Origin of the sequence: Bibersteinia trehalosi, from assembly GCF_004346205.1 — a bacterium.
In the GTDB taxonomy this organism is placed as follows: Bacteria; Pseudomonadota; Gammaproteobacteria; order Enterobacterales; family Pasteurellaceae; genus Bibersteinia; species Bibersteinia trehalosi.
This window is the reverse complement of record NZ_SMAM01000005.1, coordinates 143,295-155,630: the sequence shown is the minus strand read 5'-3', so window position 1 is coordinate 155,630 and position 12,336 is coordinate 143,295. Positions and strand designations below refer to the sequence as shown.

9 protein-coding genes are annotated in these 12,336 nt (G+C 42.2%); 3 read left to right on the top strand and 6 right to left on the bottom strand.

Annotated features, from left to right (window positions below; genetic code table 11):
- Positions 1-22 precede the first annotated feature (22 nt).
- On the bottom strand, positions 23-1,000 hold the full coding sequence (locus EDC51_RS06650; RefSeq protein ID WP_131928507.1) for a ribonucleotide-diphosphate reductase subunit beta: 978 nt from the start codon (positions 998-1,000) through the stop codon (positions 23-25).
- 253 nt (positions 1,001-1,253) lie between these two features.
- Here EDC51_RS06650 and EDC51_RS06645 point away from each other — a divergent pair, with 253 nt between their 5' ends.
- Both EDC51_RS06645 and glmS read left to right on the top strand, forming a co-directional pair.
- A complete protein-coding gene (locus EDC51_RS06645) occupies positions 1,254-2,012 on the top strand; it encodes a DeoR/GlpR family DNA-binding transcription regulator (RefSeq protein ID WP_064318663.1) in 759 nt (252 codons plus the stop codon).
- A gap of 89 nt (positions 2,013-2,101) precedes the next feature.
- Positions 2,102-3,934, top strand: coding sequence for a glutamine--fructose-6-phosphate transaminase (isomerizing) (gene glmS / locus EDC51_RS06640; RefSeq protein WP_131928506.1), 1,833 nt, complete (start codon positions 2,102-2,104; stop codon positions 3,932-3,934).
- Between the two features lie 78 nt (positions 3,935-4,012).
- Here glmS and EDC51_RS06635 read toward each other — a convergent pair whose 3' ends face one another.
- Positions 4,013-4,786 carry an amino acid ABC transporter substrate-binding protein gene (locus tag EDC51_RS06635; protein ID WP_131928505.1) on the bottom strand — a complete coding sequence of 258 codons (774 nt, stop codon included), beginning with the start codon at positions 4,784-4,786 and terminating at the stop codon, positions 4,013-4,015.
- Positions 4,787-5,010: 224 nt separating this feature from the next.
- Between EDC51_RS06635 and EDC51_RS06630 the strand changes: the two genes are divergently transcribed.
- The gene (locus EDC51_RS06630) at positions 5,011-5,352 is read left to right on the top strand and encodes a hypothetical protein (protein ID WP_131928504.1); all 342 of its coding nucleotides are present in this window, start codon (positions 5,011-5,013) and stop codon (positions 5,350-5,352) included.
- Here EDC51_RS06630 and EDC51_RS06625 read toward each other — a convergent pair.
- From EDC51_RS06625 to carA, 4 genes are all read right to left on the bottom strand, one after another.
- The gene (locus EDC51_RS06625; RefSeq protein WP_025266735.1) at positions 5,347-5,811 is read right to left on the bottom strand and encodes a YchJ family protein; all 465 of its coding nucleotides are present in this window, start codon (positions 5,809-5,811) and stop codon (positions 5,347-5,349) included. The two genes, EDC51_RS06630 and EDC51_RS06625, sit on opposite strands and share 6 nt — an antisense overlap.
- A gap of 73 nt (positions 5,812-5,884) precedes the next feature.
- On the bottom strand, positions 5,885-7,513 hold the full coding sequence (gene yidC / locus EDC51_RS06620; protein ID WP_025289841.1) for a membrane protein insertase YidC: 1,629 nt from the start codon (positions 7,511-7,513) through the stop codon (positions 5,885-5,887).
- 160 nt (positions 7,514-7,673) lie between these two features.
- Positions 7,674-10,877, bottom strand: coding sequence for a carbamoyl-phosphate synthase large subunit (gene carB / locus EDC51_RS06615; protein ID WP_131928503.1), 3,204 nt, complete (start codon positions 10,875-10,877; stop codon positions 7,674-7,676).
- A gap of 292 nt (positions 10,878-11,169) precedes the next feature.
- A complete protein-coding gene (carA, locus tag EDC51_RS06610) occupies positions 11,170-12,309 on the bottom strand; it encodes a glutamine-hydrolyzing carbamoyl-phosphate synthase small subunit (protein WP_131928502.1) in 1,140 nt (379 codons plus the stop codon).
- Positions 12,310-12,336 lie beyond the last annotated feature (27 nt).

Below are 12,336 nucleotides of genomic sequence, written 5' to 3'. Positions count from 1 at the left end.
GCAACATGTTGCACCCTACGAATTAGAATAGATCATCAGCAGTAATCTGCTTCATTTTTTTGCTGTAATCGGTACTGCGTTTGTTGAAGAAATCGGTTTCTTTAGTAGAAAGGATTTCAATATCAAACCACTCTGTTTCCTTTAATAAGTCAGGATCAACATCATACGGTGGTTCCAAACCTAAAGTCATTAATGAATTGTTATAGCGAGATCTAATGTAGTTCTCTACAGTTTTTTGGCTGATAAAGCTTAAATCACCTTCTTCAAAGATCCAGTCTAAAATACCTCGTTCTGCTTCAAAAGCCTGTTGTGATAAGGTTTTTAGCTCTTCATAGAATTCAGCTGTAAAGAGTTCGCTGTGTTCATCACGTAGAATTTCGTAAAGTGCTATGCCGAAACGGCCGTGGATCTCTTCTTCTTTAGAAGTTGCCTCAACAGCATTCGAAATCCCTTTAAACAGGTTTTTATGCTTGTTGAACGACATCATAATTAAGAACTGACCAAACAGGGAAATGTGTTCAACAAAGAGAGAAAATAACACTAAAGAAAGTACAAATTGCCCTTTACCTGCATCTTTCTCACGCATGAACTCTTCCATATATTCAATCCGCTTCATTAGCGGTTTGATTTCAGTGATTTGTGAGAACATTTCATTCAAGCCAAGTTTTTCCAGCAAGAAAGAATAAGCATCTTTATGGCGAACTTCACTTTCTGCAAAGGTACCACCCACATCATCCATTTCTGGTTTTGGAAAGTAGCGATATAACTCCCCCCAGAAACGCTTTACATTCACTTCGATCTGAGAAATTGCCAACATTGCACGGGTTAGCACATGACGCTCGTGATCGTTGATATTAGTTCGATAGTCCTGAATATCACCAGTGAAATTAAATTCGGTATGCAACCAATATGAGTGACGAATAGCGTCTTTAAACTCCAAGAGTTCTGGGTATTCATAAGGTTTGATTTGAATACGTTTTTTGAAAATATTACGGGACATAGCGAGCCTAAGATTTGAATAAAGATGCGCAGTATTCTAGTCATATTTTTTCATAGAACAAGTCTTGACAAATTTTGCTGGTTGAAACTTGGTAAGTAGTGTTTGATTTTAAAGGGATTTTTTATTCTGATAGATCCTGTAGTTTCACTCCAAAAGTTTAGATAAGGATGGATTAAAAGTTCGGCTTTGTTTTATGTGAAATAGCGTTTATAATCCGCACAATTTTCGAAACGAAAGATGAATCGAAACAAAAGTGTCTAAACGAAATACACAACAACGTCGCCAATTTATTGCAAATTTAGTTCAAACAATAGGTGAAGTGAGCGTTGAACAGCTTGCAATGGAATTAGAAACCTCTGAAGTGACTATTCGTAAAGATCTTACCGCTTTAGAAGAAAGCGGTTTTTTATTGCGCCGTTATGGTGGGGCAATTCGAATGCCACTTGAGATCGCAGAGGAAAATGAGGCTACGTTTTCAAAACAAAAGTTAGCGATAGCCTTGGCTGCACTGAACCATATTCGCGAGCATAATCGGATTATTATTGATAGTGGCAGTACCACGAAAGCTCTGGTGAAACAGTTAAATTTGCAGGGGCTAGTGGTGATGACTAATTCACTATCATTAGCCAATGAACTGACCACGTTAGAATGTGAACCAACAATTTTAATGACAGGTGGAACTTGGGATACTCGCTCGGAGTCTTTCCAAGGCAAGGTCGCGGAACAGGTATTACGTTCGTATGATTTCGATCAGCTTTTTATTGGCGCTGATGGTATTGATTTAGCGCGTGGCACAACAACTTTTAACGAGCTGCTTAGTTTAAGTCAAGTGATGGCAGATGTGAGTCGTGAAGTGATAGTCTTAATTGAATCACAGAAAATTGGACGCAAAATGCCAAATGTAGAACTCACGTGGCAGCAGATTGATAAATTGATTACCGATGATCAGCTTGAACCTGAAATTCAGCAACAAATTGAAGCAAAAGGCGTAAAAGTGATTATCGCTAAATAATGCAAGCGCCTCCTTTTGCAGAAAATTTTGCAAAATTGACCGCTTGCTAGGCAAGAATCTTTTAACTTTATAAATAAGGAAACAAAACTATGTGTGGAATTGTTGGGGCAATTGCCCAACGTGATATCGCAGAGATCTTAGTAGATGGGTTACATCGCTTAGAATATCGTGGTTATGACTCAGCAGGTGTTGCGGTATTAGATCAAAATCACAATATGCAAATTGTACGTCGAGTAGGTAAAGTGAAAGCATTAGACGATGCATTAGCTGAAAATTTCACCCATGGCGGTACGGGGATCGCACACACTCGCTGGGCAACCCATGGTGAGCCTTCTGAAACCAATGCACACCCACATCGTAGTGGTAAAATTGCCGTGGTACATAATGGGATTATTGAAAACTACGAAGAATTACGTGAATCGCTACAAGCTCGTGGTTATATTTTCCAATCGCAAACCGATACTGAAGTTATCGCTCACTTAGTGGAGTGGGAATTTCGTACAGCTGCTTCTTTATTAGAGGCAGTACAAAAAACCGTAAAACAATTACGTGGTGCTTATGGTACTGTGGTAATGAATCAAGACGATCCAAACCGCTTAATTGTGGCACGTTCAGGCAGTCCGCTTGTTATCGGACACGGTATTGGTGAAAACTTTATCGCCTCTGATCCATTAGCATTATTAAGCGTAACTAGCCGTTTTACTTACTTAGAAGAGGGGGATGTCGCAGAAATCACGCGTGAAAGTGTGGCAATTTTTGATCATAATGGCAATAAAGTAGAGCGTGAGTTACACGAAGGAAACTTTGAACACGATGCGGCAGATAAAGGTCCATATCGCCACTATATGCAGAAAGAAATTTTTGAGCAACCAGTAGCAATTCGCAACACGCTAGAAGGGCGTATCGCGAACGACCGTGTTTTAATTGATGCGATCGGGGCAAATGCTGAAGAAATTCTGAAAAAAGTAGAACATGTACAAATTGTGGCTTGTGGTACGTCTTACAATGCAGGTATGGTGGCTCGTTATTGGTTTGAAGCAATTGCTGGGGTTTCTTGTGATGTGGAAATTGCCTCAGAATTCCGTTACCGCAAATTTGTTACTCGCCCAAATAGCTTATTAATCACCCTTTCACAATCTGGTGAAACTGCAGATACCCTTGCGGCACTACGCTTAGCGAAAGAGTCTGGTTTTATGTCTGCTATGACAATTTGTAACGTAGCAAGCTCATCACTTGTACGTGAATCGGATTTTGCCTTTATGACTAAAGCGGGGGTAGAAATTGGCGTAGCTTCAACCAAAGCTTTTACCACCCAATTAACCTGCTTATTGCTTTTAAATGTCGCGATTGGTCGTTTAAAAGGTACGGTAAGTGAAGAAAAAGAGCGTGAGATTATCCATGCATTGCAATTATTACCTGCACAGGTAGAAAGCGCGTTAGTCTTCGATAAAGCGATTGAGAAACTTTCTGAAGACTTTGCCAATAAACATCACACGCTCTTCTTAGGCCGTGGTGAATATTACCCAATCGCGATGGAATCTGCATTGAAATTAAAAGAGATTTCTTATATTCACGCAGAGGCTTATGCGGCAGGAGAATTAAAACATGGCCCACTAGCATTAATTGATAGTGATATGCCTGTAATTGTCGTTGCGCCGGAAAATGATTTACTTGAAAAAGTAAAATCAAACATTGAAGAAGTGCGTGCTCGTGGCGGTCAGCTCTATGTGTTTGCCGATAACGAAGCCGGTTTTGCAGATGCGGAAGGGTTTAAAACCATCACATTGCCAAAAGTAAGCGAAGTAACAGCACCAATTTTCTATACTGTGCCGTTACAATTACTTTCTTACCACATTGCTTTAATTAAAGGAACTGACGTGGATCAGCCACGTAACCTTGCGAAAGCGGTAACAGTAGAATAATTTGTAAAATTCTGATGAAAAATAACCGCTTGTATTTTTACAAGCGGTTATTTTTCTAATTCGTTTATAAGAAATATATTATTTCACGCTAATGTCTTTACCGAAGAACTGTTCACCGATTTTTTTCAATGTACCCTCTTCGCGTAACTCAACAATTGCCGCACTAATTTTAGCTAAAGCCTCATCATTGCCTTTGTTTGCGATTAAACCAGCCCCAACTTTTTCCTCTGCTTCCCAAACAATTTTTAGGCCTGAATTAGGATTTTTCTTTAAGTAATCTAACAGTGACAAACTATCGTTGAAGGTGGCATCTGCTCGTTTTTGTTGGATTAATAATAACCCTTGTGCCATTCCATCGATAGGTACGATTTCAGCCCCGTTATCGCGAGCCATCTCGCCATAGTTAGAACTTAACGTTTGTGCAGTTTTTACGCCTTTCACATCTGCGGGTTTAGTGATAGTGGTATTATCTTCGCGTGTCACTAGTGCTGCGCCAGACCAGCTATAAGACTCTGATTTATCGAAAGTCGCTTGGCGTTCTGGCGTTGTTAAGCCCACTTGGTTTGCCACTAAATCAAAACGCTCGCCTTTTAAACCAGCTAACATGGCATCCCATTGAGTTTCTTTAAAATCAACGGTTACGCCCAGTTTTTCTGCTACTGCACGTGTTACTTCCACATCATAACCTGTTAATTTACCGCTTTCATCATGGTAAGTATAAGGAGCATAAGTACCTTCTGTCCCTACTGTAATAGTGCCTTTTGCGTTAATGCGATCAAGCAGTGAATCTCTTGCAGAAGCTGAAACTGAAACCGCTAGAGCTAATGCGACAACAGATAATTTTTTTAACATATGTTATTCCTTTGTGTGTTCACAATCTATTTTTGCAAATTTATGCGGATTTCTGAGCGCTTGCAAATAACTAAATGGAATAATAAATAATAAAGTGCCAGAGTTGCTTGAGATTTTTACTGATTTAATTAAAATTGAGAATTAATATTATTTTTTGTGTAATGCTAATGGTATTGAAAAACTTTTTAATGGTAGTCGGTTTACTAAGTGCAATCGGCATAAAAATGACTTACACATTTCTTTACCCAAGAGAACAGTTTCCTGATTGGCTTTTTTGGGGACTTATGTGGGTATGTGGAGTCTCTTTTTATGGGATTTTTAGATTAGGATATCGTTACTTTCAGCTGTCTTTTAAGCTATACCAGCATGCCTTAAGCTTATTATTGCTGATTCCAATAGTGATAGTTATGTGGCGCTTATATCTGCTTTATGCTTGTAACTGTCCCTATCAAGGTGGTATAGCTTATGTGATTCTTGTTATGTTTGGTAGCTTGATTTTTGCTGTGCAGCTTAAAAAAGTAACTGCACAAGATTTGCAGAAAATTAGCAAGCAATCACCGCTATAGCACGCCGCAACAGTGCTTAAATTTCTTTCCCGAGCCACAAATACAGGCTTGTTTCATGCTGGGGAGCGGTACGGTTGGATCAACGAAATACCAATTCCCATCAATCTGTACAAATAGTGAGAGCTCGTGGTGGGTATCAAGACCATTTTCTGTTTGGAAGTGAGCTTTAAATTCCACTGTAGCATGTTGTTTGGAAAAGCGAGGGTTGTATTTCAGAATTTCTAGCCCCGCCCATTGGGTATTCTTTCCCCATTCATGCATAGCCTGCTGATCGAGTAAATTCTGTTGGCTAGGTACAGTTGTCGCAATAATATAGTCGATATTTACCATGGTGTAAGCTGTATAACGCGAGCGCATGAGTTGCTCGGCTGTCGAGGGCATTTGCTTGCCAGTATGAAAAGGTTGGCAACATTCGGCATAAGATTTGTTAGATTGGCAAGGGCAAAGTGAAACTGTCATTTTGTAAAATTTTTTAAAAAAGAGAGCGCTTGAAATAAAAAACCTGCATATCGCTATGCAGGTTCATTATCAATTATTTATGGCGACTATGTAAGCCTTTTTTCTCTAAATTACGATAGATTAGCCATTGCTGCACAATCGTAATTAGGTTTGAAGTGAGCCAGTAAAGTACTAAACCTGATGGGAACCATAAGAAGAATACAGTAAACATCACCGGCATAAAGGTCATCACTTTTTGCTGCATAGGATCAGCAACAGGTGTTGGTGACATTTTCTGTAATAAGAACATTGAGCCGCCCATGAGTAGTGGCAGAATGTAATATGGATCTTGTGCCGATAAGTCTTGAATCCAACCAAAGAATGGAGCATGGCGCAGCTCTACTGCTTCCATAAATGTCCAGTATAACGCAATGAAGATCGGCATTTGCAGCAAGATTGGTAAACAGCCACCCATTGGGTTTACTTTCTCTTCTTTATAGAGCTTCATCATTTCTTGGCTCATGCGTTGGCGGTCATCACCGAAACGTTCACGCATTTCTTGAATGCGTGGTTGCAGCATACGCATTTTTGCCATAGAAGTGTATTGTGCTTTGGTGAGTGGATAAAGAATAGTTTTTACTACCAGTGTTACCCCAATAATTGCTAAACCCCAGTTGCTGACGATGCTCTGAATGAAAGTCAGTAACCAGAATAGCGGTTTTGCAATGAACCACGCCCAGCCATAGTCCACGGTTAAATCAAAGTTGTTGGCAGCGGCTGCCATCGCATCTTGATCTTTCGGACCAGTCCATAAGTTACTGCTGATAGTTGCTTGAGAATTTGGTGCAACGCTAGTTATTTCACCGCGATAACCGATTGTAGCGATGCCATTTGCAGTGCGAGTATAAAGATTATTTTGTGCATCTTGGTTTGGAATCCAAGCTGAAACAAAATAGTGTTGTAGCACCGCAGCCCAGCCGGCTTTAGTATCAATAGATAAGTTTGCTTTAGCCATATCATCGAAACTATATTTTTTGTAATTTGTTTCAGATGAAGAATAAGCGCCCCCTGTATAAGTAGGCATCGCAAAGTTGCCAGAGCTTTCTACGATCGAGTGTTTTAATTGACCATATGGCTGAACTTCTAACGTTTCAGCAGTTGGGTTATTGATATTAAAATCAACTGCAATATTGTAGCTGCCACGTTTGAGCGTGAAGGTTTTGGTATAGGTGACACCATCTTTTTCAAATACTAATGGCACGGCAATTTCATCTTGGCCTTCTGCAAGTGTAAAGCTATCTGCACTGGTTTGATATTGCGGGCGACCAGCATTAGTATCAATACCGTTTTTACCCACTAAACCACTTTGTGCGACATAGGTAAAGTTGCCTTTATTTTGTAATAGCTCAAATGGGGTATTGGAATGAAGTTCGGCATTGTGTTGTAACAATTTAGAATCGACTACATCACCACCTAATGTATCTACGGTTAAACGCAATACATCGGTTTCGATTGTGATAGTTTTACCTTGAGCAGCGAGATCGCTAATCGGTGTATTCGCATTGGAAGAGGCTGGAACATCGCCAGATTGCATTGCAACTTGTGCTTGCTGTGCTTGTTTTTGCGCTTGAATTTCAGGATCGAAATCTTGTTGCCACTGAATAAACATCAAAAACGACACAAGCAGCAAACCCATAATTAGTAAACTACGGTTTGAGTTCATTTTAGGTTCTCTGTGTGATTAAAGTGAAATGGGTTTCCCCACGCTGAAAGGCTCATATTCTAATATAGCAAGGGGCTGTGAACAATTTATTTTTAAACAAACAAGCGGACAAATTTTGCATTTTTTCTGCAAAATCTGCCCGCTTGCTTAATGAGTGAGATTATTTACGGTTATGTAACGCTTGCACCGAATACACATCAAATTCGTTGATATGTGCCACCGCATAAGAAACCGCTTCAGCCCCTGCCACCGTGGTGTAAACAGGAATGCGTTGTTGCAATGCGGTGCGGCGGATAGAATGGCTATCTGCAATCACTTCGGGATCGCCGTTTACTGTATTGACAATTAACGCAATTTCATTGTTTTTGATTGCATCAACAATATGCGGTCTGCCTTCACGCACTTTATTGATGGTTTGGATCACAATGCCGTTTTCACGCAGGAATTTTGCCGTGCCGAAAGTCGCACACAAGCCATAGCCTTGCTCTTGTAGGCGTTTTGCCACTTCAAGAGTGCGAGCTTTATCTTGATCAGTAACCGATAAGAACACTTTACCCACGCTTGGAATACGCTCGTTTGCCCCTAATTGTGATTTATAGAAGGCTTCAGCAAAGGTTTCACCTACGCCCATCACTTCACCGGTTGAACGCATTTCTGGCCCAAGAATGGTATCTACACCCGGGAATTTAATGAATGGGAAGACGGCTTCTTTGACGAAGTATTTGCTTGGGATCACTTCTTTGGTTGCACCAAGCTGTGCAAGGGTTTCCCCCGCCATCACACGAGCAGCAATTTTTGCGAGCGGTTGTCCCGTTGCTTTACTGACAAACGGCACAGTACGGCTAGCACGAGGATTGACTTCCAACACATAGACCACATCATTTTGTACCGCAAATTGTACGTTCATCAAGCCTTTCACGCCCAATGCAAACGCCATTTCTTTGGTTTGTCGGCGGATTTCATCTTGAATCTCTTTACCGAGTGAATATGGCGGTAACGAACAAGCGGAGTCGCCACTGTGGATCCCTGCTTGCTCGATATGTTGCATAATGCCACCGATAACGACATTTTCGCCATCGCAGATACAGTCCACGTCCACTTCTATGGCATTATTTAAGAAGTGATCGAGTAGAATTGGGCTGTCGTTAGAGACTGATACCGCCTCACGCATATATTTGTTTAGCTCTTCATCGTTATAGACGATCTGCATTGCACGCCCACCGAGTACATAAGATGGACGTACCACCAGCGGATAGCCGACTTCATTAGCAAGTTCTACCGCTTCAATCGCATTGCGAGCTGTGCGATTGGCCGGCTGTTTTAAGTTGAGTTTATGCAGGATTTGTTGGAAACGTTCACGGTCTTCGGCAGCATCAATGCTATCTGCTGATGTCCCGATAATGTTTACCCCATTTTCGTGTAATGCATTGGCTAATTTCAGTGGGGTTTGACCACCATAATGCACAATCACGCCCCACGGTTGTTCTACACGCACGATTTCTAACACATCTTCAAGGGTTAATGGCTCAAAATACAAGCGGTCGGAGGTGTCAAAATCGGTAGAAACGGTTTCAGGGTTGCAGTTCACCATAATGGTTTCAAAACCTGCTTCACGCAAGGCGAGGCTGGCGTGCACACAGCAGTAGTCAAACTCAATCCCTTGTCCGATACGATTCGGGCCACCGCCTAAGATCATTACTTTTTTACGATCTGATGGGTTGGCTTCGCACTCTTCTTCATAAGTTGAATAGAGGTAAGCAGTATCACTTGCAAATTCAGCCGCACAGGTATCCACACGTTTATACACCGGCACAACGCCCAAGCTGTGGCGGTAATCACGCACGGCTTTTTCGCTGACTTTGGTCAGTTGGGCGATACGTTTATCGGAAAACCCTTTGCGTTTTAAACGGCGAATTTCGGCTTTATCTAAATCGCTGAATTGTTTTTTCTCTAATGCTAATTCTTCTTGCACCAGATCTTGGATCTGAATTAAGAACCACGGATCAATTTTGGAGTAGTGGTGAACTTCTTCTAATGAGAAACCAGCACCGAATGCGTCTGCCACATAAAGAATACGGTTCGGGCCTGGATTTGCCAGCTCACGGCGGATTTTTTCAGGCTCTTCAGAAAGCAAGTTGAAGCCGCAAATCCCCGTTTCTAAGCCACGCAACGCTTTTTGCAAACTTTCTTGGAAGGTTCTGCCCATTGCCATCACTTCGCCCACCGATTTCATTTGGGTCGTCAAGCGGTCGTCAGCATTGGCAAATTTTTCAAAGGCAAAGCGTGGGATTTTGGTCACGACATAGTCCAGCGTTGGCTCAAAAGAGGCAGGAATTAAACCGCCAGTGATGTCGTTACGCAATTCATTTAAGGTGTAACCCACCGCTAATTTCGCTGCCACTTTCGCAATTGGGAAACCTGTTGCTTTTGAAGCCAATGCAGAAGAACGGCTCACACGAGGGTTCATCTCAATCACGATCATTTCACCATTTTCAGGGTTGATCGCAAACTGCACGTTTGAACCGCCAGTATCCACCCCGATTTCACGCAACACCGCCAAAGAGGCATTACGCATAATTTGGTATTCACGGTCGGTTAAGGTTTGAGCAGGTGCAACAGTGATAGAGTCGCCAGTATGCACGCCCATTGGGTCAAAGTTTTCAATTGAGCAGACGATAATGCAGTTATCCGCTTTATCACGCACCACTTCCATTTCGTACTCTTTCCAACCAAGCACTGACTGCTCAATCAATAATTCGTGGGTTGGCGAGGCCTCAAAACCACGTTCGCAAATCGCCATAAATTCATCTTTGTTATAAGCGATACCGCCACCCGAACCGCCCATTGTAAACGATGGACGAATTAAGGTTGGGAAACCCACTTGCTCTTGTGCTGCCAACGCTTCTTCAAAGCTGTGGCACACGAACGATTTTGGCGTATTTAAACCAATTTTGGTCATCGCATCTTTGAAACGACCACGATCTTCGGCTTTATCAATCGCATCTTCACTTGCCCCGATCAACTCCACGCCATATTTTTTCAATACACCATTTTTAGAAAGATCCAACGCACAGTTCAATGCGGTTTGCCCGCCCATTGTCGGCAAAATCGCATCTGGGCGTTCTTTTTCAATGATTTTCTCAACGGTTTTCCACTCAATCGGCTCGATGTAGGTCACATCTGCCATATTTGGATCGGTCATAATGGTCGCTGGGTTAGAGTTTACCAACACCACTTTATAGCCTTCTTCCCGCAACGCCTTACACGCCTGTGCACCCGAGTAGTCAAATTCACACGCCTGCCCGATAACGATTGGGCCTGCACCGATAATTAAGATAGTTTTTATGTCTGTTCTTTTTGGCATAATTAAATTCCCTTTCTCTATAATTTTGCTCGATCTGATCCCCCTCTTTAGCAAAGAGGGGTTAGGGGAGATTTGGCAGACTTCATTGGCGAAGTGAGAGAATGAATAGGTGATTTTTGATGTTATACAACCAAGGCAACTTAAATTATGCTCTCGTTAATCACTTCTGCCAAATCTCCCCCCGCCCCTCTTTGCTAAAGAGGGGTGTTCGATCTCTATAACTTTCTCATTCTTCTGTCTTCATCGATAAGTGGTCTCTTTTTGCCGATTTTTTACAAAATCAAACCGCTTGTTACCCCTTCGCTTTTTGCATATCGCGAATAAAGCGATCAAACAAATAAGCCACATCGTGCGGGCCGGGGCTGGCTTCTGGGTGCCCTTGGAAAGAAAACGCAGGTTGGTCGGTAAGTTCAATCCCTTGCACTGTACCGTCAAATAATGAGCGGTGAGTCACACGCACATTTGCTGGTAAACTCGCTTCGTCCACTTCAAAACCGTGATTTTGGCTGGTGATGAGCACTTTTTGGCTATCTAAATCTTGCACAGGGTGGTTCGCACCGTGGTGTCCGAACGCCATTTTTTTGGTTTTACCGCCTGCGGCTAAGCCTAAGAGCTGATGCCCCAAACAGATGCCGAACACAGGGAGCTTCGTTTCAAGAATGGTTTTAATCGCAGAAATTGCATAATCGCACGGCTCTGGATCGCCTGGCCCATTAGAAAGGAATACACCATCAGGATTATAGGCAAGCACTTCTTCGGCAGTGGTTTTCGCAGGTACAACGGTAATTTTGCAACCACGCTCTGCAAGCATACGCAAGATATTGGTTTTTACGCCAAAATCGTACGCGACGATATGAAATTCGGGATGTTGTTGCGTGTTGAATGGTTTGCCATGATTGGTAACAGGTAAATGCCATTCGCATTCTGTCCATTCGTAAGGCTGCTCACAGGTGACGACTTGGGCAAGATCAAGCCCAGCCATTGAGCCGAAAGATTTTGCTAACGCTAACGCTTTCGCTTCATCATCGCCCACTAAAATACAGCCTGCTTGTGCGCCTTTATCACGCAAAATACGGGTTAAACGGCGAGTATCAATATCGGCAATAGCGACAACGTTATGTTGAATGAGGTAATCAGAAAGGGAGGAATTTGCTCGGAAATTGCTATGAATTAAAGGGAGATCACGAATGATTAAACCGCTGGCACAGATTTTTTTGGATTCTTCGTCTTCGTTATTTGTTCCTGTATTGCCAATATGGGGATAGGTTAGCGTTACCATCTGCTTAGTATAGGAAGGATCGGTGAGAATTTCTTGATAGCCTGTCATTGCCGTGTTGAAGACAACTTCACCGATACTATGACCGTCCGCCCCAATGGATTTACCGTGAAAAACCGAACCATCGGCGAGAACGAGAATTGCGGGTTTGAACATTCTTTTTACTCCTAATATCAAATTGAT